This is a genomic window from Flavivirga aquatica (assembly GCF_001747085.1).
Lineage (GTDB): Bacteria > Bacteroidota > Bacteroidia > Flavobacteriales > Flavobacteriaceae > Algibacter_C > Algibacter_C aquatica.
The window spans coordinates 239,276-265,116 of the sequence record NZ_MDJD01000054.1; the positions used below are offsets into that span (position 1 = coordinate 239,276).

25 protein-coding genes are annotated in these 25,841 nt (G+C 30.7%); 21 read left to right on the forward strand and 4 right to left on the reverse strand.

Features of this window, described 5'->3' with window-relative positions; genetic code table 11:
• Positions 1-188 precede the first annotated feature (188 nt).
• Together ltrA and A8C32_RS15435 are read right to left on the reverse strand one after the other, a co-directional pair.
• On the reverse strand, positions 189-1,397 hold the full coding sequence (gene ltrA / locus A8C32_RS15430; protein WP_165605804.1) for a group II intron reverse transcriptase/maturase: 1,209 nt from the start codon (positions 1,395-1,397) through the stop codon (positions 189-191).
• 1,052 nt (positions 1,398-2,449) lie between these two features.
• Entirely contained in the window at positions 2,450-2,689 is a 240-nt protein-coding gene (locus A8C32_RS15435; protein ID WP_069832071.1) for a helix-turn-helix domain-containing protein, read from the reverse strand.
• Between the two features lie 70 nt (positions 2,690-2,759).
• Between A8C32_RS15435 and A8C32_RS15440 the strand changes: the two genes are divergently transcribed.
• The 7 genes from A8C32_RS15440 (at position 2,760) to A8C32_RS15470 (ending at position 8,268) form a co-directional block, all read left to right on the forward strand.
• Positions 2,760-2,948: a hypothetical protein gene (locus tag A8C32_RS15440; protein ID WP_083253444.1), complete on the forward strand. Its 189-nt coding sequence runs from the start codon at positions 2,760-2,762 to the stop codon at positions 2,946-2,948.
• A gap of 190 nt (positions 2,949-3,138) precedes the next feature.
• Complete coding sequence (locus A8C32_RS15445; RefSeq protein ID WP_069831311.1) at positions 3,139-4,344, forward strand: protein NO VEIN domain-containing protein; 1,206 nt, start codon at positions 3,139-3,141, stop codon at positions 4,342-4,344.
• Between the two features lie 234 nt (positions 4,345-4,578).
• Entirely contained in the window at positions 4,579-6,087 is a 1,509-nt protein-coding gene (locus tag A8C32_RS15450; protein WP_069831312.1) for an IS1182 family transposase, read from the forward strand.
• A gap of 87 nt (positions 6,088-6,174) precedes the next feature.
• A complete protein-coding gene (locus tag A8C32_RS15455) occupies positions 6,175-6,609 on the forward strand; it encodes a hypothetical protein (protein ID WP_069831313.1) in 435 nt (144 codons plus the stop codon).
• A 477-nt stretch (positions 6,610-7,086) separates the two neighbouring features.
• Positions 7,087-7,614 carry a hypothetical protein gene (locus tag A8C32_RS15460; protein WP_069831314.1) on the forward strand — a complete coding sequence of 176 codons (528 nt, stop codon included), beginning with the start codon at positions 7,087-7,089 and terminating at the stop codon, positions 7,612-7,614.
• 10 nt (positions 7,615-7,624) lie between these two features.
• The gene (locus tag A8C32_RS15465; RefSeq protein WP_123803453.1) at positions 7,625-7,849 is read left to right on the forward strand and encodes a hypothetical protein; all 225 of its coding nucleotides are present in this window, start codon (positions 7,625-7,627) and stop codon (positions 7,847-7,849) included.
• Complete coding sequence (locus A8C32_RS15470) at positions 7,849-8,268, forward strand: protein-export chaperone SecB (RefSeq protein ID WP_069831316.1); 420 nt, start codon at positions 7,849-7,851, stop codon at positions 8,266-8,268. The genes A8C32_RS15465 and A8C32_RS15470 overlap by 1 nt, the downstream gene beginning before the upstream one ends.
• 93 nt (positions 8,269-8,361) lie before the next feature.
• Here the strand turns inward: A8C32_RS15470 and A8C32_RS20765 are convergent, their stop codons facing one another.
• Complete coding sequence (locus tag A8C32_RS20765) at positions 8,362-8,538, reverse strand: hypothetical protein (protein WP_165605806.1); 177 nt, start codon at positions 8,536-8,538, stop codon at positions 8,362-8,364.
• A gap of 10 nt (positions 8,539-8,548) precedes the next feature.
• Between A8C32_RS20765 and A8C32_RS15475 the strand changes: the two genes are divergently transcribed.
• From A8C32_RS15475 to A8C32_RS15500, 6 genes are all read left to right on the forward strand, one after another.
• Complete coding sequence (locus tag A8C32_RS15475) at positions 8,549-8,740, forward strand: hypothetical protein (RefSeq protein WP_069831317.1); 192 nt, start codon at positions 8,549-8,551, stop codon at positions 8,738-8,740.
• Between the two features lie 108 nt (positions 8,741-8,848).
• Entirely contained in the window at positions 8,849-10,465 is a 1,617-nt protein-coding gene (gene tssD / locus A8C32_RS15480) for a type VI secretion system tube protein TssD (RefSeq protein ID WP_069831318.1), read from the forward strand.
• A 1-nt stretch (position 10,466) separates the two neighbouring features.
• Entirely contained in the window at positions 10,467-10,934 is a 468-nt protein-coding gene (locus tag A8C32_RS15485) for a hypothetical protein (RefSeq protein ID WP_069831319.1), read from the forward strand.
• A 105-nt stretch (positions 10,935-11,039) separates the two neighbouring features.
• On the forward strand, positions 11,040-11,990 hold the full coding sequence (locus A8C32_RS15490) for a DUF2806 domain-containing protein (RefSeq protein WP_123803455.1): 951 nt from the start codon (positions 11,040-11,042) through the stop codon (positions 11,988-11,990).
• 197 nt (positions 11,991-12,187) lie between these two features.
• Positions 12,188-13,696, forward strand: coding sequence for an IS1182 family transposase (locus A8C32_RS15495; protein ID WP_069831321.1), 1,509 nt, complete (start codon positions 12,188-12,190; stop codon positions 13,694-13,696).
• A 99-nt stretch (positions 13,697-13,795) separates the two neighbouring features.
• Positions 13,796-14,557: an HAD domain-containing protein gene (locus A8C32_RS15500; protein ID WP_123803456.1), complete on the forward strand. Its 762-nt coding sequence runs from the start codon at positions 13,796-13,798 to the stop codon at positions 14,555-14,557.
• A 236-nt stretch (positions 14,558-14,793) separates the two neighbouring features.
• Here the strand turns inward: A8C32_RS15500 and A8C32_RS15505 are convergent, their stop codons facing one another.
• Positions 14,794-14,997 (reverse strand): hypothetical protein, encoded by a 204-nt coding sequence (locus A8C32_RS15505; RefSeq protein ID WP_069831323.1) that lies wholly within the window; start codon positions 14,995-14,997, stop codon positions 14,794-14,796.
• A 146-nt stretch (positions 14,998-15,143) separates the two neighbouring features.
• Between A8C32_RS15505 and A8C32_RS15510 the strand changes: the two genes are divergently transcribed.
• The 8 genes from A8C32_RS15510 to A8C32_RS15545 all read left to right on the forward strand — a co-directional run bounded on the left by A8C32_RS15510 (position 15,144) and on the right by A8C32_RS15545 (position 25,755).
• Positions 15,144-15,362: a helix-turn-helix domain-containing protein gene (locus A8C32_RS15510; RefSeq protein ID WP_069831324.1), complete on the forward strand. Its 219-nt coding sequence runs from the start codon at positions 15,144-15,146 to the stop codon at positions 15,360-15,362.
• Positions 15,362-17,797: a sensor histidine kinase gene (locus A8C32_RS15515; RefSeq protein ID WP_069831325.1), complete on the forward strand. Its 2,436-nt coding sequence runs from the start codon at positions 15,362-15,364 to the stop codon at positions 17,795-17,797. The genes A8C32_RS15510 and A8C32_RS15515 overlap by 1 nt, the downstream gene beginning before the upstream one ends.
• A 6-nt stretch (positions 17,798-17,803) precedes the next feature.
• Complete coding sequence (locus A8C32_RS15520; protein ID WP_069831326.1) at positions 17,804-18,487, forward strand: hypothetical protein; 684 nt, start codon at positions 17,804-17,806, stop codon at positions 18,485-18,487.
• Positions 18,471-19,109, forward strand: a complete 639-nt coding sequence (locus A8C32_RS15525; protein ID WP_069831327.1) for an HNH endonuclease — start codon at positions 18,471-18,473, stop codon at positions 19,107-19,109. The genes A8C32_RS15520 and A8C32_RS15525 overlap by 17 nt, the downstream gene beginning before the upstream one ends.
• Positions 19,102-20,676, forward strand: a complete 1,575-nt coding sequence (locus tag A8C32_RS15530; protein WP_069831328.1) for an Eco57I restriction-modification methylase domain-containing protein — start codon at positions 19,102-19,104, stop codon at positions 20,674-20,676. The genes A8C32_RS15525 and A8C32_RS15530 overlap by 8 nt, the downstream gene beginning before the upstream one ends.
• A 548-nt stretch (positions 20,677-21,224) precedes the next feature.
• Positions 21,225-22,490, forward strand: coding sequence for a reverse transcriptase domain-containing protein (locus A8C32_RS15535; RefSeq protein ID WP_069831329.1), 1,266 nt, complete (start codon positions 21,225-21,227; stop codon positions 22,488-22,490).
• A 722-nt stretch (positions 22,491-23,212) separates the two neighbouring features.
• Positions 23,213-23,917 carry a hypothetical protein gene (locus A8C32_RS15540; protein WP_069831330.1) on the forward strand — a complete coding sequence of 235 codons (705 nt, stop codon included), beginning with the start codon at positions 23,213-23,215 and terminating at the stop codon, positions 23,915-23,917.
• Between the two features lie 329 nt (positions 23,918-24,246).
• Positions 24,247-25,755: an IS1182 family transposase gene (locus A8C32_RS15545; protein ID WP_069831331.1), complete on the forward strand. Its 1,509-nt coding sequence runs from the start codon at positions 24,247-24,249 to the stop codon at positions 25,753-25,755.
• Positions 25,756-25,841: the final 86 nt, after the last annotated feature.

Here is a 25,841-nt window from a genome sequence, read left to right on the forward strand (position 1 = left end):
AAAGCCATACACATTCGCAATTCACGCCAGCCATCGCTCAACCAAAAATTGCAAAAGAGTATGTCTTCTGCCAACGCTAGCAAGTTCGCGGAAAAGGTCGAGTAGGTAAAGGGGAATCTCACCCCTAAACCTCTCACAGAACCGTACGTGATAGTCTCCCATCATACGGCTCTTCTTAACAAGTCAAGTCAAGGTGTAAATCCATATTGCCAATGTACAAACATATTTGGGTACTGCTTAGCAGTTTCCTGTAACCATTTGTAAGCTGCAAACCAATGTTTACGCCTAAATCTCCGATATTTGTTGCGTACCCATTTTGCAAGTCGCTTATTCAGGAAACGGAACACATAATGTAATTCACTCATTCTAACTTTACCGTAATAATGAATCCAACCCCGTACTTTATCTGCTATAATGCCTGCCAAATCTAACAGGCGTAAGTGAACCATACGATGGAGTTTCATCTTAAACAAGGTTTGATTGATACGTTTCTGACTCGTACGACTAATAGATGGTGTAAAACCCAAATGAAAATTACCAAAGTAACCCTTTACCATTCGTGGCTTAAATGTAAATCCTAGAAAATCGAATGTTACATAATGAACCTTAAATGGGGGATGCTTCTTTTGGTTGCGTTTGCAATAAACGATATTGCTTTTACCCGATTTTATCTCCAATTTACATTGGAATAATCGAGCTTTTACCGCTTCCAAAGTCCGCAGGGCTTGTTTGAAATTATCGCAATGAATAATAATATCATCTGCATAACGCTCAAACTTTACTTCGGGATGGTGCGTTTCTATCCAACTATCAAAAACTATATGCAGGAAGATGTTTGCCAGTAATGGACTGATTACTCCTCCCTGTGGGGTGCCTTTGATTCGTGGATGTATTGTGCCATCTTTCTTCTGGACTGATGCTTCCAACCAACGTTTTACATACAAGTGAATGTGCTTCTTCTTGGTAAAATGACCTAATGCCTGAAGCATCAATGTGTGGTCTATATCATCAAAAAAACTCTTGATGTCCAAATCAATTGCCCAATCCATCTCCATACAGTTTTTCCTGCATTGTTTAATGGCATGATGCGATGATTTACCTGGACGATAACCAAAGGAATTTTTACTAAATTGTTTATCCACAATCTGTTCTAATTCCTCTCGAATTACCATTTGAGCCGTTCGGTCTTGCACCGTTGGAATACCTAGCTTCCTTATACGACCATCTGTTTTGGGTATCTCTACCTCGCGTACAGGTTTTGGAAAATAACTACCACTTGCCAATCTATTCCATACAGGATACAAATATTTAATAGGGCGTGATTGCACTTCTCTAATTGATAAATCATCAACTCCTGATCCGCCTTTGTTACTGCGTACCTTTTTAAAGGCTTCCATTACCTGTCGCTTTGATATCGGTTGCGACTTTTGTTTCTCCTTGAAAATCATCCTAAAAAAAAAAATCTTAGTTGTAATACAAATTAAAACTGTTAAGTCAGCCCCTTCGCTCCATATCCATTACAAATACTTCTTCACTACTACGGGCTAATCCGCCACTAAATAATAGTATCGCTACTTTCTTCCTTGCCCTTCGGGGTTATGGAATTTTTGCACTATTATTTAGCTTCTCCTGTTCCGTAATTGAGCCATCTAGTAAACCTCCTGCCCTCTTTATGCCGATTGCCACTTGACCAATACATAGGTTACTCCCGTCAAGTTCTCTCTCGCAAGACCGCCCATCCCTCGATTTTGACAATACTAAAGTTGTTTACGACACTTCTACAAGGGTTAAATCTCTTCTCTTTCAGCTTCTTTACTCCCACCATAGCATACTACTCATAATACAAGAATGGTAGCGCCTTTTACCTTATCGCTCAAGACCAACCCGTGAAAAGCAAGCCCCATAAGGCGGTTTGACTGATATGCCTAACATCCCAGTCGAGAGACCAATTCTCATTTTCTTTTTCTTTGTGTGAGTCCTTCTTGATTTTCTTTATCAAGCTCGTTCCTGAAAAAAAATGAGCCTCTCATCTCAATTACAGTTTGTTGCTCATAATCTATTTTACTAAATTGTTTCCCGAAGCAACGCAGGACACACCACTACAGGTAACAATGTATAAAAAAAATAGGGCAAAAAGTGCTTAATCGAGAGGTCTGTGTGTATTTGACAAGTCGCCAAATTTTTAAATTTGGTGTAATTGAAAAGAGAAAAGATAATTAACAAAATTTAAAAATTCGGCTTGTACATAATCCGAAAAGTATCGCATACAACCGCCCTACTTTTCTTATACGTAGCCGTTAGCTTTAATTAACTCACTCAAAAGTAAATAAAACGGACTTCAAAAATTAATCTCAAAAAATACGGACTGACCAAAGCAGTGCGCCTACTGTTGCGTCGGACTGATTTGTAGTGCGGAGACTAAATGCAATTGGAGCGGATAAGTAAAAAACTATACGCTTTTAGAAAAATACACATCACATATTTCCGACAAAGGAACTTCTAAAGCTTGACTTATCTTGAATAAAGTATGAATAGTGGCATTAGTCCTTCCCTGCTCAATTCTTGAAATATTTGTTGTATCAATTCTCGCCTCGATTCTACCGACCAAATCCACCTGTGTTAAACCTTTTTCAAGTCTAATTCTTTTTATGTTCTGACCTACAATTTTTAAAACTTCTGACTTTTTCATACTTGCCATATTTGACAAATCAAGAAAAGGTTTATATTTGCATATATTAATGTCATATATGACAAGTTTTATGAAAAAACAAAAAATAGATTTTTCAAAATTAGTTGATGATTCTTTTCTATCTCCTGAAGAATTCGCAGAATGTTTGGATAAGGGAGTTGAGATGTTGTTTTATATAGAAGAGGATACTTTTGATAGAAAAGATATACAAAATGTTGTTTTTGCTTTAAAAAGAATTAGTGATAGCTTGAGAAATTAAGAATAACTAAAGCTAACAATGTGTAAAAAAAATACTATTTTTAATCCTTAATCGTAAGGTCTGTACTTATTTTGCTTGCTTCTGATTTTCCTTCGGAAAATCACAGCTTACAAACCCGTACTTTCCTTACACGATAACGTTGTGGTGCATTAAAACAAACATCCAGCTAAAATCAAAATGATTGCAAAAAATGAGTGACGGAAATGAAATTTATCAAATAAATAAAGTAGTTTCTAAACTTCCACGATGGTTTAAAAATGGACATCGAATTAATTCACAAATTTTACTTAACTATTTAAAATTAGAAGAAGAATACGAAACTGTCAAATATGAACATCTTGCTGAAAAGTGTAAACATTTAAGAACTTTTAAAACCAATTTCGACCAAATGAAAAATTTTGGCGAAAAAAATCACGGTAAAATTTTTGAAGTTATCGACACTAATATAACGCTATGGAAACCCTTAAAAAAAGAGATTTACCTACATTACAAAAATTACAAAAGAGAACTTTCTTCAAAAAAGCTTGATTACAAATTTGTAGATAATGAAAAAGAATTAGCTGAATCAACAATTGAGTTTTTCAGTAAACATGAATTTTGGAAAGCGACAATCGGAAATGCACCTAAATACTTTGTACATATTCAAAATGGTAAAAACCACATTTTCGGTCTTTCAAAGTTTTGTGCATTTAAGAATATAACCATTGAAGAATATATATCTAGTTACAGGTATAAAACAAATGGAGGAAATACACAAAAGCATATCGCCAGAATAACGGGGAAAGATTGGGTTCCACGTAACAAGGTAAACTCAGAAATAAGAGAAGAATTTGACAATTGGATAACTGAATTTCATCCTAATTACACTCTGAATAACGCATCTTTTATAACTATAACTCAAAAGAAAAAAGTTCCGTCAAAAAGAAAGAAATTTATTGACCCAAAAACTCTAGAAGAACAATTAAAACTGCAAAGTGTAATTGGAGCAGTTGGAGAAGAAATTGCGTTACGTTTTGAACTAAATAGAATTGAAATATCTGGAATTAAAAACCCTGAAAAATATATTGAACACACTTCTAAGAAAAATTCTGGAGCTGGCTTTGATATAAACTGTTTAGTCAAAAAAGACAACCGTTATATAGAAGTAAAGTCATCATTAAATAATAATTTAGACTTTTTCATAACCGAGAATGAATATTGCACTCTTAAACAATTAGGAGAAGAGGCATTTATATATTTTGTTCACGTTACAAACCTTGAAAAAAAAGAGGGAAAAGTATTTAAGGTTTTGAGAAATCCAATTTTGGAATTAAAAGCAAATGGAAATTTGAAACCGATAGCTTATAAAGCAAGTTTGGGCGAAAAAACGCACCACAACAATGTATATAAAAAATAGCGCAAGTCTTGGCTAACACTAAGGCTTAAGGATTTTTGGAAAGTCGCCAAATTTTTAAATTTGACGATTCCCAATAAAAAGATAAATAGTAAAATTTAAAAATTCGGCTTGTGTTTAATCCGAAAAGTAACCGCTTATTTTCAGCGCTACTTTTCATATACGGAGCCGTCAGACTGTCTAATAACTTATCCTATTTTCTTAGGTAAATATTTCGTTTTTTCGTATCTTAATGTTATGAAATTCATCCTAGGAAAAGACCGAAAACAGACCTGCCTTTTTCCTGTTTCTCTTGAAGATTCCATCGAACAAGAAAATAGCGTGAGGTCAATAGATCAATTTGTAGATTCACTTGACTTGAGCGAACTTGGTTTTCGTTCAGTTTTTACAGAAAATGGACCGCCTGCTTACAATCCATCTGTCTTACTAAAACTATACATTTATGGCTACATGAACCGCGTGCGTTCTTCAAGGCAATTGGAAAAAGAATGCAAACGAAATATTGAAGTGATATGGCTTTTAGAAGCTCTAACTCCTGACCATAATACTATTAGCAATTTTAGAAAAGATAATGCCAAGGCCATTAAAAAAGTGTTTTTTGCTACCGTTAAAATAGCTCGAAATTTTGGACTCATAGGTGCAACATTGGTTGCTGGAGATAGCACCAAACTCAGAGCGCAGAACAGTAAGAAGAACAATTTTAACCAAAAGAAAATCGGGCGCCATCTAGATTATATTGATAATAAACTGCAACAGTACAATAAAGCACTCGAGCAAAGTGATAGCGACAGTGAAAAGCAAGAAATAAATAAAGATATCGACAAACATAAAGGACGCAGAGAACACTATAAGCAACTTGAAAAAGAACTAATAGAATCAGGAGAACCACAGATATCAACCTCGGATCCTGATAGCAAGCACTTAATAATACGTAATAACATTACTGAAGTTGCCTACTGTGTTCAGACCACTGTAGATGCAGATTACAACATCCCTTTTGATTACCTAGTAACCAACAAGAATGATTCCAAAGCAATGGGACAGATGCTGCGTAGAGCAAAATCTATCTTACACACCAATACATTTACCGCACTTTATGATAAAGGTTATCACACAGGAAGTGAATTCTGCACAGCCAATCAATTAAATATAAAAACACTGGTTGCAATACCTGGAATTGGGAGAGCCTCACAAGCTCCAGACCCAAACTACAACTCTGAACATTTTAAATACAATAAAGAAAATGACACCTATATGTGTCCACAGGGAAATATTCTTAAGAGTAATGGAAGCACTTATAAAGGAAGAAACTATAGATTTAAACAGTACAAAACAAATCAATGTAAATCTTGCCCCGTGAGGGACTTATGCACAACTTCTAAAGTAAATGGAAAGGTAATACAGCGCAGTGAATTTCAAAAATACATAGAAGAAAATGCGCAACAAGTTTTAAAAAATCCCAAGGCATATAAAAAAAGACAAGCTATTGTAGAACACCCTTACGGAACCATAAAACGACAATGGGGCTTTAGCTATATCTTAACTAAAAAAACAATGCAAAGAGCAAGTGCTGATGTAGGGTTTATGTTCATAGCATATAACCTGAAAAGAATATGGAACATAATGAAAACAAAGAAACAAACGCTTTTTAGAGCTATAAATATTTGTATGTTGTCTGTATTAGATTTTTTAGGAGTTCTAGCTCTTTATTCTAGTCTTTATCAAAAAAAGCAAATTGCTATGTAATAAGTGTAGTAAAAAAAAGTATTTTAGTACGAACTATTAAAAAACACGGAGGTTATTAGACGAACTGCCGTTGTACACTATTTGAGAATGAATAAACTAAATTTTACTGAGTTTAAAAAAATAACATTGAATGAAAAACTCAATAATTGTATTTCATTATTCGAGTCGTATATTTTAAAACATAATTTACACGAAACAAAATGGTTAATAATACTTAATTTTTTAAAAGAAAGTAATCGTTGGGATTATATAGATGAATGGTTTTACAAATATTGTGAAATTTTACCCGAAAGTATACTTGAAGAAACTGATTTTAAAAGTAACTCTGAAGACTGGAAATATATTACAATTGAAGAGTTTAAGGAATACAAAGAATTATATGATAACTCCAAATATACTGAAGAAATAAATAGTTTAATGATACACATACATCAAATGGTTAGTATTGAACTATATACGGATTCGAAAAAAATCTCTAAAATCTCTTTTGCAGAATATTCAAAATATATAAAATTCATTTAAAAAATAATGAAATGGTATTTACAGAAAAAACAAAAGACAATGAAATTTATGTTTATATGAATGGAAAATTGATATATAAAAAATGGTTAAATACAGGTCAGTCGAAAATATTTGATGTTATTTCTTATGACAAATATACATTGAGATCAATCAAAGATCAGAAATAAACAGTGTACAACAACGGCTAAAGTTAATGTGGGTTTGATTTCTAATCCGATGTTTTGTGTATATTTACTAAGTAGCTAAATCCTTTTCGATTTAGCTTTTGACATCAAATTAAAAACTAAACAAAAAGGCTTCAGCTTAGTGCGTATCCGATAAATCGCTGATTTATCTCCCCCACACTAACCTTAAGCCAAAACCGTTAGCTGTAATTACTCCATATTTTGAGAAAAACAGATTTATTTAAATAATCTTTTATATTTTTGAAATAGTTCAGAAAAGATAAAACATAATAAAAATTACATTGCTGAATAAATGAAAAAAGGATATCACACTCAAGAATATAGACCAGATGAGCAGCCTCTAGAAAACCCAATCAAATGTTTAGCTAAAAATGCTTGGTTAGGAATTGGATATTATTTTTGGACAGATATTCAATTTGCACATTATTGGGGTGAAGATTTTAAGAAAAATTACAGAAAGTATCCTGGCTATTATACAATATATGAAGCAGAAATAAATACAGATAATTTTATCGATACTGTTTTTGATGAAGGAGGTTATGATTTTTTCAAAGAGAATATTGAAAAAGCATTTTTAGTATTAAAAAAACAGAGAAAACCCATTACGCTAGAAACTGTAAATAGATTCTTATCTGATGAAGTATACTCCAAATTAGCAATTAATGGTATAATTTATGATGATAAACCAATGAACAAAAAAGACAGAACAAGAATCTACAGTGACATACCCGATTTATATTATGTGAAAAGAATACAAATGGTATGCTTTGATTTAAAAATAATTGATAACTTTGCATTATATTTAGATGAACAATCATAAAAACATTATTATGTTGAATTACAAAGACTTAAGAGGTAAAGTTGATGAGATTTTATCTCAATACGACAATAAAAAAATAGAGTCTTGGTTAAGTTTTGATGAGAAAAGAATTGAAAACGAGAACTTTATTAACGGTAAAAGAGTAAAAATAACTATTGAAAAACCTAGTGAAATAGATTTTTTAAATATGCATTGTTCTTTTGGTGAAGATGAATTTTATAATGAAGCTGCTTAATGGAAAAAGCAATTCAAATACAATATTTAGGCTTACAAGTCAAAGAAACTACTATGAAAATTGGTGGTTATGATAAATCTATTGCTAACGAAATAGAAAGTGAACTTGAAATAAAAACAGGTTTTTCTGAAGATAAGTCTGATAGTTTTGTGATAATATTTAATTTGAAATTATTTAACAAAGAAAGAGATTTTCATTTAAGTATTGAAGCTCATAATCATTTTGTATTAAATCAAGATGTATCAGAGGAATTTAAAAGTTCTACTTTTATCAATGTAAGCGCTCCTGCCATAGCTTTCCCTTATGTAAGGGCATATATCTCAAATATAACGTTAAATTCAGGATATGATTCTATAATCCTACCTTCTTACAATTTCGTTAAATTATATAAAGAAAAAAATGAAAAAACAAATAGCTAAAGTCGAGTAGGTAAAGGGGAATCTCACCCCTAAACCTCTCACAGAACCGTACGTGATAGTCTCCCATCATACGGCTCTTCTTAACAAGTCAAGTCAAGGTGTAAATCCATATTGCCAATGTACAAACATATTTGGGTACTGCTTAGCAGTTTCCTGTAACCATTTGTAAGCTGCAAACCAATGTTTACGCCTAAATCTCCGATATTTGTTGCGTACCCATTTTGCAAGTCGCTTATTCAGGAAACGGAACACATAATGTAATTCACTCATTCAAAAAACAATGCAAAGAGCAAGTGCTGATGTAGGGTTTATGTTCATAGCATATAACCTGAAAAGAATATGGAACATAATGAAAACAAAGAAACAAACGCTTTTTAGAGCTATAAATATTGGTATGTTGTCTGTATTAGATTTTTTAGGAGTTCTAGCTCTTTATTCTAGTCTTTATCAAAAAAAGCAAATTGCTATGTAATAAGTGTAGTAAAAAAAAGTATTTTAGTACGAACTATTAAAAAACACGGAGGTTATTAGACGAACTGCCGTTACAAAACATTAGAACCGAACTCAGAGATAAAGAACCATGGCAACTGCAACACTTCACTTTTTAGGACAAGAAAGAGATCTAATTCGAATATCAGTAAAATACAAAAAAGAATTTTGGGCGTGGAACGGAATGCCTGCTTCAATTCCTTTAGGCGGAATGTTAGTACTAGAATTCGCTACACACCCAGACGACAATAGGTTTGAAGAACGCATTACAACAATAGATTATAACCGATACAAAATGGGTTATCCTATGGATGAAGGAGAAATAATCTTCTATGATGCTAGTAGTGATATAATTAAGCGATGGAAATTTGCCGATACAATAATAAAAGAAATAAAGACTGTTTTTTATACAGAAGGAGAAACCCCAATGATGACATATTTAGTGCTTTCGCCAGCGATACAAAACTATGGCCATTTGCATCTAAAATCCTGGAATATAAGTCATACTGAGCCTGAACCTTACAAAACACCTATTATTGCCACAGAAAATAAAAAACAATATTTTGTAGAAGAAATTAAAATATTAAATTTAGATGAAGGCTCTACAAACTCAGGAGAAAACAATGAAAAAGGTATAATACATAACAAAGAATACACTTTAAAAGCTAGCAAATTCAGAAATAATAAAGCTCCCGAAAATTTAAATAGTATTAAATGGTGCTACAGTTATGTAAAAGAAAATGAAACTGTTATTGGAAACATAAAACAAACTGGAGAAGAAATTACTTTTAAAACTGACGACTTAGATTATTGTGGTTATTCTATTACCTTTTATGCCTACATTGAAAAAAAAGAAAATGAAGCTGAATTAGAAGTATTTCATCATTACCGTTTTAAATGGTTTGATAGAAAAATCGTAGAACAACAAATAGAAGAAAGATTAGAGAAACCTTGGAAAATAAATCAAGGAGGGACTTCGCTTTGTGGTATGGCTTGTTTATTTTACATCTTTGCTAAAAATGATAAGCAAGGTTACAAAACACTTGCTGAAACACTTCATAGAACAGGAAAAGCTACTCATAATGGATATACTGTAGAACCCGATGAAGATGTAAAAGAAGAAATGTACAATACAAATCCTAAAACTTCTAAAGAACACCCTTGGATTCCAGAGGTTGATTGGATTACTATGGCAACCACAAGGAGTAAAGAAAGTGATTTTGGTTATACAGGTAAAAAAGGACAAGATGCAAGTGCCATAAATTGGCCTTGGTTAATGACCAATCTAGGAAAGAAACTTTTAGGCTATACAACAGTAGAAATGGATTATTACAAAGTAAACAAGTCTTACATCCGAGATTTCTTTGGTTCAGATGAAAAAATCAGAATATTAGAAGAAGATATTGACAAAGATTACAAAAACGGATATGAAATTTGTATGATGATTGACGCAGATATGATGTATAATAAACCTGATTATGATATTACAGATTTTGGAGAATATCATTGGATAACATATGAAGATAATCTTGAAATTTTAAATTCTAAAGGTAAAACTGAAACAGATTATGATGAAGTAACAGATATAAATTTTGACGTTGTAACTTGGGGAGATTTTAAAAGAGATAAAGGTATTGACAAAAAAAAATTGAGATTATCAAAAGCCTCTTTTAGAAATAATTATTATGGTTATCTAAAGCTTAAATAATATGAAAAGAGTTTTATTCTTATTTTTAATAACTGTGGTGTCTTGTAATTTTGATAAAAAGTGTAAAGATTCAATTACCCTGAACTCGGATATATTTATTTACGGATGGGATAAAAATCATGCAACTATTAAAAAAGCTGTAATTTATGAATACAAAAAAACTGATTATAAAAACGAATTAAATTCACACTTAATAAATGACTTTGTAAATCCTTTTGTTGTTAGTAACAAAGATGAATTACATTTGCGCACTTCAGGTTTATTAAAAACAAAATACAATTACAAACTTGTACTAAACGATACATTAATTTTTAAAATATCTGACTTTGAAATTGGCAATATTGAACGAGGTACCGCAGTTACAGTTCAAAAATATTGCGTAATGAAAAGTTATAAAGTGAATGGAAATAATATAAGTCAAAAAAGTAATCACTTACAATTTGACAGCTCTTTAGGAATAGTAAAATAACGTTTTGTAACAATTTGTATAATGCATATGCACCCTACGGGATGCAAAGGCACCATACAAGAAGCGTTGTAGCTAATATTGAAAAAAATTGATGCACTAAATAATATGTCAGAAGAATTAAGCAACATAGAACCCGAAGATTTACTTTCAACTGTAGATGGAATTCCATTACCGCCAGCAATAAAGAAAAACTTATGGAAATCACTAGGTAGACTTGTTACAGGATTAGTTGACATACCAGTTGCTTATCTTGAATCAAAAGCTGAAAGAATTAAGGGAGAAACTGTAGCTTTGAACGTATTTCGTTCTAAAGTGGCAGAAAAAGCTTCTGACGAGTTTATGGAGGATGAGCAATTAATGAATAGAGCTGTAAATTATTATGGTTCAAAACTATTAAAAGAACAACTAAATAGAGAAAAAGTAATTGACAAGACTGTCGAAGAATTAAAATTAAATCCGCCAGAAAATGATACTAATCAAGAAATTGATGAAGATTGGCTAGATTTATTTTCAAGAATTTCTGAAACAAAATCAAATGAAGAAGTACAATTAATATTATCGAAAATATTAGCTGGTGAAATTAAAAATCCCGGGAGTTTTGGACCAAAATCATTACATACATTAACGATTCTAGACCAAAAAACAGCCAAAATATTTCAAAATTTTTGTTCAGTTAGTTATGAGTCTGAAGGTCTAGGCAGCAGTTTTACGAGTGTTATTTGTGAACCTTTTGGTGGACCTGGAAGTAACGGATTATCCGAGTTTAATTTAAATTATTCAAATCTTGCACAATTACAAGATGCTGGTTTAATCCAATATGACTTAAACGCTTGGAGAGAAATACCACCTATACTTTTTGTATTACCTTTTAAGTTTGGAAATAAGGAATTCTGCCTAAAACAAAAAGAAGAAAAAATTAACACATCGATTAGAACAAAGGTTATCAATTTCACCAAAGTTGGTTTAGAATTGCGAAAAGTTCTGCAAATGGAAAGTAATGATAGTTACAATGAAAAAACTATTGATTGGATAAAGAATAAATTTAAACTTGAATAATACTAGCTACAACAATGGCTATAAGTAATTGCTTGTTCTCGCCTACTTCTGAAAATCCTCGCGGATTTTCAGTTTGGTGTGTACTTGCGAAGTTGATTGCTAACCCACGCAACTACTCATAGCCGAGACCGTCAGACTGTCTAATAACTTATCCTATTTTCTTAGGTAAATATTTCGTTTTTTCGTATCTTAATGTTATGAAATTCATCCTAGGAAAAGACCGAAAACAGACCTGCCTTTTTCCTGTTTCTCTTGAAGATTCCATCGAACAAGAAAATAGCGTGAGGTCAATAGATCAATTTGTAGATTCACTTGACTTGAGCGAACTTGGTTTTCGTTCAGTTTTTACAGAAAATGGACCGCCTGCTTACAATCCATCTGTCTTACTAAAACTATACATTTATGGCTACATGAACCGCGTGCGTTCTTCAAGGCAATTGGAAAAAGAATGCAAACGAAATATTGAAGTGATATGGCTTTTAGAAGCTCTAACTCCTGACCATAATACTATTAGCAATTTTAGAAAAGATAATGCCAAGGCCATTAAAAAAGTGTTTTTTGCTACCGTTAAAATAGCTCGAAATTTTGGACTCATAGGTGCAACATTGGTTGCTGGAGATAGCACCAAACTCAGAGCGCAGAACAGTAAGAAGAACAATTTTAACCAAAAAAAAATCGGGCGCCATCTAGATTATATTGATAATAAACTGCAACAGTACAATAAAGCACTCGAGCAAAGTGATAGCGACAGTGAAAAGCAAGAAATAAATAAAGATATCGACAAACATAAAGGACGCAGAGAACACTATAAGCAACTTGAAAAAGAACTAATAGAATCAGGAGAACCACAGATATCAACCTCGGATCCTGATAGCAAGCACTTAATAATACGTAATAACATTACTGAAGTTGCCTACTGTGTTCAGACAACTGTAGATGCAGATTACAACATCCCTTTTGATTACCTAGTAACCAACAAGAATGATTCCAAAGCAATGGGACAGATGCTGCGTAGAGCAAAATCTATCTTACACACCAATACATTTACCGCACTTTATGATAAAGGTTATCACACAGGAAGTGAATTCTGCACAGCCAATCAATTAAATATAAAAACACTGGTTGCAATACCTGGAATTGGGAGAGCCTCACAAGCTCCAGACCCAAACTACAACTCTGAACATTTTAAATACAATAAAGAAAATGACACCTATATGTGTCCACAGGGAAATATTCTTAAGAGTAATGGAAGCACTTATAAAGGAAGAAACTATAGATTTAAACAGTACAAAACAAATCAATGTAAATCTTGCCCCGTGAGGGACTTATGCACAACTTCTAAAGTAAATGGAAAGATAATACAGCGCAGTGAATTTCAAAAATACATAGAAGAAAATGCGCAACAAGTTTTAAAAAATCCCAAGGCATATAAAAAAAGACAAGCTATTGTAGAACACCCTTACGGAACCATAAAACGACAATGGGGCTTTAGCTATATCTTAACTAAAAAAACAATGCAAAGAGCAAGTGCTGATGTAGGGTTTATGTTCATAGCATATAACCTGAAAAGAATATGGAACATAATGAAAACAAAGAAACAAACGCTTTTTAGAGCTATAAATATTGGTATGTTGTCTGTATTAGATTTTTTAGGAGTTCTAGCTCTTTATTCTAGTCTTTATCAAAAAAAGCAAATTGCTATGTAATAAGTGTAGTAAAAAAAAGTATTTTAGTACGAACTATTAAAAAACACGGAGGTTATTAGACGAACTGCCGTTACCTACAATTTGAGAAATAAGAAACTTTTGATATTAGATTTAGATGGAGTACTAATAACAAATTCATCGTGGAAAGCTGACCGAATTCACTCGGATGGATATTCTGAATTTAACGAATCTTGTGTTGAGAACTTAAATCAACTTCTAACTCTTGCGGAATTTGACATTTGGTTAAGTTCGACAAGGAGAACTGTAAAAACTTTAAATGAATTCAATCTGATTTTTAAAAATCGTGGAATAAAAAAAGACATCGTCGGATTTTTACCTGAATACTCAAATTGTAAAAACAGAAAAGAAGAAATATTAAAATTTATTGCGGAATTTAAACCTTCAGATTTCCTAATTATCGATGATGACAAAACTCTGAACGGACTAGAAAATAATATAAAAGACAACTTAATCTTGACCGAATTGACTAAAGGATTTAATTCGGACAAACTAAAAGAAGCTTCTGGAAAAATAAGCGAATTAATCGGAATTGAAAAATACAAGGTTTACGCAAAATACAACGGACAATACGATGTAATGGCTGATTTCAGAACAGGTGCAAAAAGTGATTTAAAAAAAATATCAGAACGTGAATGGAGTGTTATTGAGGAAATTGAAGATAGTTTATGTGTCTTGAACACGGGAAAATATTCAAAAACAATACAAGCCGAAATGCAATCGAAAATTGACAAACTAAAACCTATGATTACGAATGAAATATGGCATTTGATTAAAAATAATGAAAAGCCAATTTTAGAGAAAAAAAAATCTTGGTTCAATAGAATATTAAAAAAACTGTAGGTAACGTGTATAACTAATTACTCGTTCTGTGTGTACTTGGAAAATCCTACGGATTTTCCTCTGGTTCGTTTTCTTTTGTTAACTTAGACCTAGCCAACGTAACTAGCCATACACGAACACGTTACCCACAAGCGAAAAAAAAAGCCAACCGCACATTAAGCACATTTGGTTTTTGCCACCACACAATCCAAAGCTAAAAAACCAAAAGAGCTTAATCTCCCCACCGCTTCCAATAGTTACGATTTTGACTTTCTTCTTGTTGGATACATTACTTGTTGTTCTTTAAATTGACCGATTTCTTCTCTGAGTGTTTGGTTAATATTTTGAATTAAATCATTTTGAAATTTCATAATACCCAATAAATCGTGCATTGCATTTAAATTTTCTAGCTGTTTATAGACAATTTCTTCTAAATCGGCTTTGGTATATCTTTTGCTCATATTGAATTATATAGATTTTCTAAACTATGGTTTTTTTATCTGGGACTAAGGTAATTACTTTCTGGAACAAATCAAAATTATAGTCCAGAAATTCTAAACTATAATATGAAACAACTAAATTTGAATACCGAAAATCGAAAAAAAGCATGACTGAACTCGGACAATATTTATCCAAAAAATCGGCAAGTAAAGCAGGGATTTCGAAGAAAACTGGAATTAGTAAATCTAGAATCAGCGAATTAACTCTTAATCCATCTACTCAACTTAGAGCTTGGGAATTATACTTAATTTCTTTAGCATTGGACGTAGACCCTGGAGAAATGTTCAAAGAAATTTTTGTTGAATTAAAATTACCAAGCAAATAATGGCTAAAATACCTTTTAAAGTTTCTGCAAGAGCAGGTAAACTATTGGGTAGAGAAAATTTCTCTAACCCTGAGGGTGCTATTATTGAGCTTGTAAAAAATTCTTATGATGCAGATGCAAATAATTGTTTTGTGTTTTTTGATGTACCAACTGAAATAAAAAAAGATAAAGAAGGAAAAACTCATCAAATCCCTATAAAAGAAAAAAGTATCTTATATATAATTGACAATGGTGAAGGAATGACTGAGGAAGTTATTAAAAATCATTGGATGCAAATCGGAACAGGAAACAAGGAAAAAGACTTTGTTTCTGATGATGATAGAATAAAAACAGGAGCAAAAGGAATTGGACGATTTGCATTAGATAGACTTGGATTTGAAACAGAAATGTGGACACTTTCCAAAAATGCTAAAAATAAAAATGGCTCTTTCTGGAAAATGGACTGGAATCAATTTGATAATTCAGAAAAAATCATTTCACAAATTGAAGCAGAATTAGAACCAATAAAAATTGAATTAAAAGAAAAAATCAGAAGCCTTACCAACAATAATGAACAGGTAGAAAATTTAATTGACAAAATAGATTTTCATAGAGGTACAATTATCAAAATATCAAATTTAAAAGATGATTGGTTTAATGAAGAAACCTCTTCTGTTTTTAAAAGCTTGGAGGCGTTAATTCCTCCGAAGGAGCTAAATATTCCATTTGAAGTTTACTTTAACCATTTTCAACAACCAAAAGAATTTGGAAAAGTTGAAACTGCATTTTTTAATGACTTCGATTATAAATTAAAAGCATCTTATAATGCTGAAACATTAAATGTAGATTTTGAGATAACAAGAAATGAAATAGATATCAAAGCATTAAAAAAGAACTATCCAGATGTATATAAATCGAAAAGTTCTCCTTATGATTTAAAAACTCTAGAAAATAAAGTTTTTAGTTATTCCAAACCCATTGATAAAATTTTAAAATGGAAAACAACCGACTCAAGTGAAAAACTTTTGAAAGCTGTTGGAAGCTTTAATTTGACATTTTATTATTTGAAATATTCAAATTCTGTTAAAGAAGGATACCCATTTAAATCAGTTGTTGCTAGTGAACGAAAATCAACTTTAGACCGTTTTGGAGGAGTTAAAATATATAGGGATTCGTTTAGAGTAAGGCCATATGGAGACCCTAATAATGATTGGATGAAATTAGGAGCAAGAGTTGCTCAAAGTCCAGCTGGTGCTGGGCAAAGAATTGGAGATTGGAGAGTGAGACCTGAACAAACAGCAGGTATCATTACAATATCTAGAAAAAACAATCCCCTTCTAATTGACAAATCAGATAGAGGTTCATTACAGGAAAATGATGCTTTTGATAAGTTTAAAGATATAATTATTGGATGTATCCACGAATTTGAATTTGATAGAACGAAAATTATAAACCCTCTATACCTGAAGAATAAAAAAGATGCAGAAGCAAAAAAAGAAAGGGAAATTCAAAAACGAGCAGAGAAACTAGCTGATAAAATTGTTGCAGATAGAAAAAAAGCAGAAGAAGCAATTTACGGTAAAAAGGGAAAGCCTAAAGATTTATTCGAAGAGAAAAAGGAAGAAGAAGAAAAGAAATCCTATCAAGATACTTTTAAAGACACCTTTAAAGCCATTGAGGATGAAAGGAATGAAGAAGACAACAAAGAACTTGTTCAAGTTAGGTCATTAGCTAGTTTAGGACTTGTAGTTTCTTCCTTTGCTCACGAATTAAAGGAAATTAAAGACAATGCGTACGAGATAAAAGAATTAGAAGAGATTTTTAATGCAATTGCAACCAAAGAAAAAAAAGACACTGTTGAGTTTAAAGATGGTATTGAAATAATTGAATTGTTAGATGAAAATTCAGATAAAATTATTCATTGGGTAGATTATGCTTTAACGGCTATAAGAAAAGACAAAAGGACAAGAGGTAAATTTGAATTCTCCCCTTTCTTTAAATCTTTAAATGAATCTTGGATTAGAATATTCAAAAAAAGGGATATTCACCTGAATATAGATGACAATCTTGAGAAAAATTCTTATAATTTTAGAGCTTTTGAAATGGATATTTCTACCATATTTACTAATCTAATAAATAATTCTATTGATTCATTTAATAATTTAACAGAGCCTCAAGAGAGATTAATAGACATTAATATTTGTCTTAAAAAAGAGTCAATTGAGATAGTATACTCTGATAATGGAATAGGTCTAGACAAAGTATTTGAAGATGATAAAGATGAAATATTTTTACCATTTAAAACTGCAAAAAGAGATAGAAAGGGTAAAGAAATAGGAACTGGTTTAGGAATGTACTTAGTAAAATCAGTAATTGATGACAACAATGGGACGATTGACATTCTCGAACCTGAAAAAGGATTCTCAGTATTAATCTCATTTCCAACAAGAAAATAAAAATATATGGCAACTAAATACAAAATTGGGTACATTGATGAAGATGATAAACAAGTAAAAAAGTACCGTAAAAGATTTCGAGATTTTGGAATTGAAATTATTGGATATGAATTTCAACAAGGAATGTCTATAGAAGATTTAATGGAGCAAGTTTATCAGTCTGAAATCGACTTATTGATGATTGATTATAAGCTAGATGAGTCAAGCAAGGTATCTTTCAATGGTGAAGCAGTTGAACGTGAAATTTACGATAAAAAGCCATTATTTCCGCATATAATTTTCACAAACCGAAGAGAAGATGCTGAACATTTTGTTGATGATTGGAAAATCATTTTTAGCAAAGATGAAATCCCAAATAAAAATGATGAAGATTATAATGAAGATAAAACAAAACATTTTATTACCAGTTTAATTAAAAGCATTGAACAATATAAAAAACGTATTGAATCTAGGAAAAATAAAATTTCTGAATTGCTACTCAAAGGCGAGAAAGAAGGTTTAGATTCTTCTGAACAAGACACTTTAATTACTTTACAGAGAGAGTTAGGGATTTTAGATAACACAAAAAAAGAAGTTCCTGAAAAGGAAATTTCACTTGATAATTTAGATGATTTAGAAAAAACACGAAAAGAAGCTGAAGAATTCTTACAGTCATTAATTAAAAAAAGAAAGAATGACAGTAAGAATTAAAACTCCGAAAAGACGTAAAAAGCCTGATGAAAGTGAAAAAGGTGAAAATCACTCTAAACACAGGCCTAATTTAATTGAGGATTTTCATAATCATTGTGGTTACTGTGGTGCTTATGATGGATTTGGATATACAAAAACATATTTCGAGATAGACCATTTTGTTCCAAAAGAGTTTTTAAAAAAGACAAATAGTAAAATTGGATTTTGTAAGTATGACAATTTAGTATATTCATGCCGTTCCTGTAACAATTCTAAATCTAGTTTATGGCCAAGTGAAGATGAAAATATCCATCATAAAAATGATGAAGGATTTATTGACCCTTGTAGTGAAGAATTTGACACTCATTTGTACAGGACATCAGATGGAGCAATTCTATGGAATACAGATTTAGGTAAATGGATGGCTACCGAAGCATTTAAATTTGATGAACGTGAAAAGGAAATAAAAATACTCTGGAATTATAATCAAATAAGAATTCAAATTGAATCCTTAATTGATTTACTAAATAATGAAGTTGAGGGAAGTGAAGAATATAATTTAATTTATGAAAAATTAAGTCCTTTAAACCTGAAACACTTTATTTTTCAGAAACAATTAAATGAAATAGATAACAATGACTAACCAAAAACAAACTGGTTCATATTACACGCCACAATACTTGGCGAGTTTTATTTCAAAAAGAGTTTTATCTCATTTTGAAAGCAGAGCCCGTATGTCTATTTTGGAACCAAGTGTTGGTGATGGTGCTTTTATTTCTGAATTAGCTAAGGAAGAAAACATAAACATCAATTTAACAGCATTAGATATTAATAAAGTTGAATTAAAAATCGCATCTGAAAAGTGGAGTAAAAAAACAGCTTCATTTGTAAAAACAGATTTCTTAAAATATTCAACCTCAAAAAAATATTCGGTAGTTATAGGTAATCCTCCTTATGTCAAAAAAAACATTCTTACATCAAAACAAATTGAATTAAGTAAAGCTATACATTCAAACGAAAACTTAACAGAAGCTTCTGTTAAAAATATTTGGGCTACATTTTTGGTTAAAGCAAATACATTATTAGCGAAAAATGGAGTTTTAGCATTTGTATTACCTTCAGAATTATTGCAAGTCAAATTTGCAGAAGAAGTTCGTGAGTATTTGAAAAATGAATTTGAAAGAATTGAAATTTTTACTTTCAATGATTTAATGTTTGAATGTAAAGGTCAAGATACAATTGTTTTATTTGCTTATAAAAAAGCAGAACTTAAAGGTGAATTCTTCACTAACATTTCATCAAAAAAATCATTAGAACAAAATGATTTTGTACTAAAAAACAACAACTTACTAGTCAAGTCAAATGTAAAATGGACTCATCATTTTTTAACTTCTGACGAATTAACATTTATAGATAACTTAAAAAAAGAGCTTAAAACAGTTAATGATTATTCAGATTCAAAACCTGGAATTGTAACTGGAGCAAACAAATATTTTATAATTAATAAAGAAACTGAAAATAATTATAACTTATCAAAGTACACTAAACCAATTATTCAAAAAGGACTTTTTGTAAATGGAAGTGTTGTTTTTAGTGATGAGGATATTCAAAAACTTGAAAAAAACAATCGCCCAACGAAACTCTTACAATTAAATGATGCCGATAAAATCTCAAAGAAGTTAAGAGAATATTTAGATCTTGGTGTATTAGAAAAATTACCTGAAAGGCATAAATGTGGAATTAGAAAAAATTGGTATGTTATTCCAAATATTTCTAAAAAACCAGATGCTTTTTTCTTTAAGAGAAGCCATTTATATCCAAAGCTTTTAAAGAATGATTCTAATGCATTCGTTACAGATTCTGCATATAAAGTAGGAATGAGAAATGGTTATGATTTAAATAGCTTTATTTATTCGTTTTACAACACTTTGACTTTACTTCTTTCTGAATTAGACGGCAGATATTATGGTGGTGGAGTTTTGGAACTTATACCAAGTGAATTTAAAAAATTACCTATTCCATATAATAAAATTAGCACTAGTCAATTTGATAATTTCACGACTAATTTTGAGAACAAATCAAATATTGAGGAAATACTAATACAGAATGATTATAATATCCTTAATTCTACTCTCGGAATTAATAATGAGGATTTACTAAAGTTGACTAAAATTAGGAATAAACTAAAAAAGAAAAGATTACGTGAATAAGCCAACGCAAGTTCAAGCACATTTAAAGTTTGCTCGTTCCTCACAAATTTAAAAGAGCTTTCACCCCAACGCTAGCAATTTTTCGGAAAGAAAGCCAGTGGGTAACAATGTATAAAAAACATAGGGCATTTGTGCTAAACCGAAAGGTCTGTGAATATTAACAAAGTCCACTAAATATAAAATATGGCGTTTATAGTAAAAAAGATAAAAGCAAAATATTTATATTTAGCTAAGTGTTAAAACTGAAATGTAGTACTTATCACCTGCCCTACGTTTCTTATACTGAACGTTAGGCAAAATATAACCAGAATCATCTAAAAAAACAGAAATACTATAGATACCAGAATATTGATTATGCATTACGATATCGAAATGTCAATTCTAAAGTGAGGATATAAATGAAGTTGCATCTTTTGATTAATTTTAATTTTTTATATCTTTTAAATTCTTAATTTTTATAATACTATTATATTTAAGATAATTTCACTTTTAATTCTTTTTAATTTATTTATGATATATAACTTAACAAAGTTCATACACAAGAGAATATGTCTGGTATCTTTTTAGATGAAAATTCTCGTGAAAAAGTGATTAAAAAATTTAATAAGATAAATTCTGTAAATGAATTTGTTTCATTATTAAATTTCATAGAAAAAAATAACGATAATTTAAAAGATAAAAATGCATTTAAACCAATAAACTCAAAACAGTTATATCATATATCCAAGACGAAAGACAAAAGGTATTTAGAATTTAGTATTCCTAAAAAAAATGGTGGAAAACGAAAAATTAAAACACCTGATGAAATATTAAAAAGAGTACAAAAATTAATCAATTATTTGCTTCAACTTGTTTTCGAGCCTTATGCACATTATAGTTCTAATGGATTTTTATTTGGTAAAGGAATAATAAGAAATGCAACACCACATATTGGAAAAGAATATGTTTTAAACCTTGATATAAAAGATTTCTTTCCATCAATAAATTTTAGAAGAGTTAAAGTAGTTTTAGAATTAAACCCTTTTAATCTTAAAAACGAAAGAGAGCCAATATCATTTATAATTGCAAATCTTTGCACTCATAAAGACCAATTACCTCAAGGAGCACCAACTTCACCAATATTATCAAATATTGTTACTCAAAAGTTAGATAGAAAACTCACTAAAATCAGCTTGAGTAAAAATATAAAATACACAAGATATGCAGATGATGTTACTTTTTCAAAAAAAAATATTCTAAAACATATTTTCATCAACAAAGTTTCTAAAATAATTCAAGAAGAAAACTTTATTGTAAATGAAGATAAAACTAGATTACAAAAATCAACAGAAAGACAGCAAGTAACTGGTTTGATTGTAAATAAAAAGTTGAATGTAAAACGCGAGTATCTTCAAAAAGTTAGAGCAATGCTTAATAATTGGGAAAAAGGCGGACTTGAATATGCAATCAACGTTTTCAAAAAACATCAACCCACTGAAAAAGTGGATTATCCTTTCAAAGAAGTTTTATTAGGTCATATTTCATTTATAAGACAAATTAAAGGAATTGACAATAACGTTTCTATAAAATTGACTGAAAAATTTAGTTTGCTAAATAATTTGATTGATTATAATTTCATTAAAAATGATATTGTAAAGAAACGTTTAATTGACGATAATCATAAAATGGAAAGGTTCCTATTAGTTGAAAACTTAACAGACAACGATAAATTCATTTCATTCTGTACATCTGCTTTTCATCAAATTGAAAATTTAGTAAATTATTATTATTGGTCTAAATTTGATAATATTGAGCTATTGCTTAATTATTTATAGATAAACAATCCTAGTTTTAAAAGTAGATATAAAACAATTGAAAAAACAAAAGGGTTAAAAAAAATAAGTGATTTAAACATTAATGTTCTTGTTTATTTATACGAAAAAGAATTTTACTTTGATAAAAAGAAATTCTATAAACAAGAATTAACCAAAATACGAGAAATCCGAAATGATGATTCACATAGGTGTTCTGTAATAGATGTAGATAAAAAGGAAATAACAAAAGAGTTTAATAGATTAGAACAAAAGAAAATTAATTTCAAAAAGAACAACAAAAATTTAGTTTACAGTAAAGTAGAAACTAAATTCTTATTAAAGTATGAAACTTATAAGTTTTTAGAAAAGAAGAATTACAAAGCTGTGAGAGAGATATTACGACAAGTTTCAGTAAACATAAAAAATACTTTGCCTAACACGGTATAAAAAACATAGGGCATTTGTGCTAAGCCGAAAGTTCTGTGCATATTAACAAAGTCCGCTAAATATAAAATTTGGCATTTATAATAGAAAAAATAAAAGCAAAATATTTATATTTAGCTAAGTAATAAACCGAAACGGTAGTGCTTATCACCTGCCCTACGTTTCTTATACTTAACGTTAACTGTAACGCTTCGAAACCATGACAACATAAGAAAATCAGGACAAAAAATTCAGTAGATACGAACAGAAAATTTTACTTGTTATTCCAATATAGATAGCAGCAACTAAAATATTTAACAATGAAAAAGAAAATAATTTTATTATTCATACTAGTATCTAGTGTTATTAATGGGCAAATAAAAATTCCTGATAATTTTTCTAAATCAGTAATACCCGAATATCAATCTGAATTTTGGAGAAAACTTAATTTCAGTTTAAATGAATACGCTGTTGAAAATAGAAATAATGAAATTTATGTTTATTTAACTGGACAACAACATAAAACTTCACTTGCTATAAAAGGAGGAACCTTAATAGCTATAAATCATGGAGAATTTGGAGGAGAATTAAAATTTTTATCCAAGGAAAAAACTCATAAGCAAATACTTATAAAGAAGGGAAATATCAAATTTTTATTTGAATATAAAAATAGAATATTTTTTATTGATGCTCTTGCTCATATGAGTACAAGAAGAGGAATCATGTATGAATTAAAACAAAAAAAAAATCAATTTGAATATATAGAAGTTATTAATCTTGAAGATGCTCCAAGTGCTATGGAAATAATTAATGATAAAATACTTTTTGCTTCTCATGAAAATTTTTATGTTGTTGACAATTTCAAAAAAAAAGAACTCTTTAAAAATAAGTTTTGGAGAGGTTTATATCCAAACTCTATCGCTTTTTTTGATTGGAAAAACATCTTCGTTGGTATAAGAGGTGGAATTGTGAAATTGAATGTACTAGAAAATAAGATTAATTTATATACCGAAAAAGAATTTTAATTGTGTTTCGTATTCAGTAAATAGAAAGTACTTTATTGAAAACTGAAACAGTAGTAATGTAACGCTAAAACAGTTAACAACGGCTAAACTTAATGTGGGTTTTTCGGTTTTCTCGATGTTTTTGGCTTCTTTACTTTGTCCGCTTAAACTTATTTGATTAGTTTTAAGTCGACAAAGAAAAAACTATAAAATAAGTCTAAGCTAAGTGGCTCGTCCGATAATCTGTCGATTATCAACTCCCACACTAAGCTTAGCCAAAACCGTCAGACTGTCTAATAACTTATCCTATTTTCTTAGGTAAATATTTCGTTTTTTCGTATCTTAATGTTATGAAATTCATCCTAGGAAAAGACCGAAAACAGACCTGCCTTTTTCCTGTTTCTCTTGAAGATTCCATCGAACAAGAAAATAGCGTGAGGTCAATAGATCAATTTGTAGATTCACTTGACTTGAGCGAACTTGGTTTTCGTTCAGTTTTTACAGAAAATGGACCGCCTGCTTACAATCCATCTGTCTTACTAAAACTATACATTTATGGCTACATGAACCGCGTACGTTCTTCAAGGCAATTGGAAAAAGAATGCAAACGAAATATTGAAGTGATGTGGCTTTTAGAATCTCTAACTCCTGACCATAATACTATTAGCAATTTTAGAAAAGATAATGCCAAGGCCATTAAAAAAGTGTTTTTTGCTACCGTTAAAATAGCTCGCAATTTTGGACTCATAGGAGCAACATTGGTTGCTGGAGATAGCACCAAACTCAGAGCGCAGAACAGTAAGAAGAACAATTTTAACCAAAAGAAAATCGGGCGCCATCTAGATTATATTGATAATAAACTGCAACAGTACAATAAAGCACTCGAGCAAAGTGATAGCGACAGTGAAAAGCAAGAAATAAATAAAGATATCGACAAACATAAAGGACGCAGAGAACACTATAAGCAACTTGAAAAAGAACTAATAGAATCAGGAGAACCACAGATATCAACCTCGGATCCTGATAGCAAGCACTTAATAATACGTAATAACATTACTGAAGTTGCCTACTGTGTTCAGACCACTGTAGATGCAGATTACAACATCCCTTTTGATTACCTAGTAACCAACAAGAATGATTCCAAAGCAATGGGACAGATGCTGCGTAGAGCAAAATCTATCTTACACACCAATACATTTACCGCACTTTATGATAAAGGTTATCACACAGGAAGTGAATTCTGCACAGCCAATCAATTAAATATAAAAACACTGGTTGCAATACCTGGAATTGGGAGAGCCTCACAAGCTCCAGACCCAAACTACAACTCTGAACATTTTAAATACAATAAAGAAAATGACACCTATATGTGTCCACAGGGAAATATTCTTAAGAGTAATGGAAGCACTTATAAAGGAAGAAACTATAGATTTAAACAGTACAAAACAAATCAATGTAAATCTTGCCCCGTGAGGGACTTATGCACAACTTCTAAAGTAAATGGAAAGGTAATACAGCGCAGTGAATTTCAAAAATACATAGAAGAAAATGCGCAACAAGTTTTAAAAAATCCCAAGGCATATAAAAAAAGACAAGCTATTGTAGAACACCCTTACGGAACCATAAAACGACAATGGGGCTTTAGCTATATCTTAACTAAAAAAACAATGCAAAGAGCAAGTGCTGATGTAGGGTTTATGTTCATAGCATATAACCTGAAAAGAATATGGAACATAATGAAAACAAAGAAACAAACGCTTTTTAGAGCTATAAATATTGGTATGTTGTCTGTATTAGATTTTTTAGGAGTTCTAGCTCTTTATTCTAGTCTTTATCAAAAAAAGCAAATTGCTATGTAATAAGTGTAGTAAAAAAAAGTATTTTAGTACGAACTATTAAAAAACACGGAGGTTATTAGACGAACTGACGTTAGATTTAATTTAAA

What these genes read in the sequence shown, in the direction of transcription:
- ltrA (WP_165605804.1), bottom strand. Translation starts at nt 1,397, where the DNA reads ATGGAAGCCTTTAAAAAGGTACGCAGTAACAAAGGCGGATCAGGAGTT.
- A8C32_RS15435 (WP_069832071.1), bottom strand. Translation starts at nt 2,689, where the DNA reads ATGAAAAAGTCAGAAGTTTTAAAAATTGTAGGTCAGAACATAAAAAGA.
- A8C32_RS15440 (WP_083253444.1), top strand. Translation starts at nt 2,760, where the DNA reads ATGAAAAAACAAAAAATAGATTTTTCAAAATTAGTTGATGATTCTTTT.
- A8C32_RS15445 (WP_069831311.1), top strand. Translation starts at nt 3,139, where the DNA reads ATGAGTGACGGAAATGAAATTTATCAAATAAATAAAGTAGTTTCTAAA.
- A8C32_RS15450 (WP_069831312.1), top strand. Translation starts at nt 4,579, where the DNA reads ATGAAATTCATCCTAGGAAAAGACCGAAAACAGACCTGCCTTTTTCCT.
- A8C32_RS15455 (WP_069831313.1), top strand. Translation starts at nt 6,175, where the DNA reads ATGAATAAACTAAATTTTACTGAGTTTAAAAAAATAACATTGAATGAA.
- A8C32_RS15460 (WP_069831314.1), top strand. Translation starts at nt 7,087, where the DNA reads ATGAAAAAAGGATATCACACTCAAGAATATAGACCAGATGAGCAGCCT.
- A8C32_RS15465 (WP_123803453.1), top strand. Translation starts at nt 7,625, where the DNA reads ATGTTGAATTACAAAGACTTAAGAGGTAAAGTTGATGAGATTTTATCT.
- A8C32_RS15470 (WP_069831316.1), top strand. Translation starts at nt 7,849, where the DNA reads ATGGAAAAAGCAATTCAAATACAATATTTAGGCTTACAAGTCAAAGAA.
- A8C32_RS20765 (WP_165605806.1), bottom strand. Translation starts at nt 8,538, where the DNA reads ATGAGTGAATTACATTATGTGTTCCGTTTCCTGAATAAGCGACTTGCA.
- A8C32_RS15475 (WP_069831317.1), top strand. Translation starts at nt 8,549, where the DNA reads ATGCAAAGAGCAAGTGCTGATGTAGGGTTTATGTTCATAGCATATAAC.
- tssD (WP_069831318.1), top strand. Translation starts at nt 8,849, where the DNA reads ATGGCAACTGCAACACTTCACTTTTTAGGACAAGAAAGAGATCTAATT.
- A8C32_RS15485 (WP_069831319.1), top strand. Translation starts at nt 10,467, where the DNA reads ATGAAAAGAGTTTTATTCTTATTTTTAATAACTGTGGTGTCTTGTAAT.
- A8C32_RS15490 (WP_123803455.1), top strand. Translation starts at nt 11,040, where the DNA reads ATGTCAGAAGAATTAAGCAACATAGAACCCGAAGATTTACTTTCAACT.
- A8C32_RS15495 (WP_069831321.1), top strand. Translation starts at nt 12,188, where the DNA reads ATGAAATTCATCCTAGGAAAAGACCGAAAACAGACCTGCCTTTTTCCT.
- A8C32_RS15505 (WP_069831323.1), bottom strand. Translation starts at nt 14,997, where the DNA reads ATGAGCAAAAGATATACCAAAGCCGATTTAGAAGAAATTGTCTATAAA.
- A8C32_RS15510 (WP_069831324.1), top strand. Translation starts at nt 15,144, where the DNA reads ATGACTGAACTCGGACAATATTTATCCAAAAAATCGGCAAGTAAAGCA.
- A8C32_RS15515 (WP_069831325.1), top strand. Translation starts at nt 15,362, where the DNA reads ATGGCTAAAATACCTTTTAAAGTTTCTGCAAGAGCAGGTAAACTATTG.
- A8C32_RS15520 (WP_069831326.1), top strand. Translation starts at nt 17,804, where the DNA reads ATGGCAACTAAATACAAAATTGGGTACATTGATGAAGATGATAAACAA.
- A8C32_RS15525 (WP_069831327.1), top strand. Translation starts at nt 18,471, where the DNA reads ATGACAGTAAGAATTAAAACTCCGAAAAGACGTAAAAAGCCTGATGAA.
- A8C32_RS15530 (WP_069831328.1), top strand. Translation starts at nt 19,102, where the DNA reads ATGACTAACCAAAAACAAACTGGTTCATATTACACGCCACAATACTTG.
- A8C32_RS15535 (WP_069831329.1), top strand. Translation starts at nt 21,225, where the DNA reads ATGTCTGGTATCTTTTTAGATGAAAATTCTCGTGAAAAAGTGATTAAA.
- A8C32_RS15540 (WP_069831330.1), top strand. Translation starts at nt 23,213, where the DNA reads ATGAAAAAGAAAATAATTTTATTATTCATACTAGTATCTAGTGTTATT.
- A8C32_RS15545 (WP_069831331.1), top strand. Translation starts at nt 24,247, where the DNA reads ATGAAATTCATCCTAGGAAAAGACCGAAAACAGACCTGCCTTTTTCCT.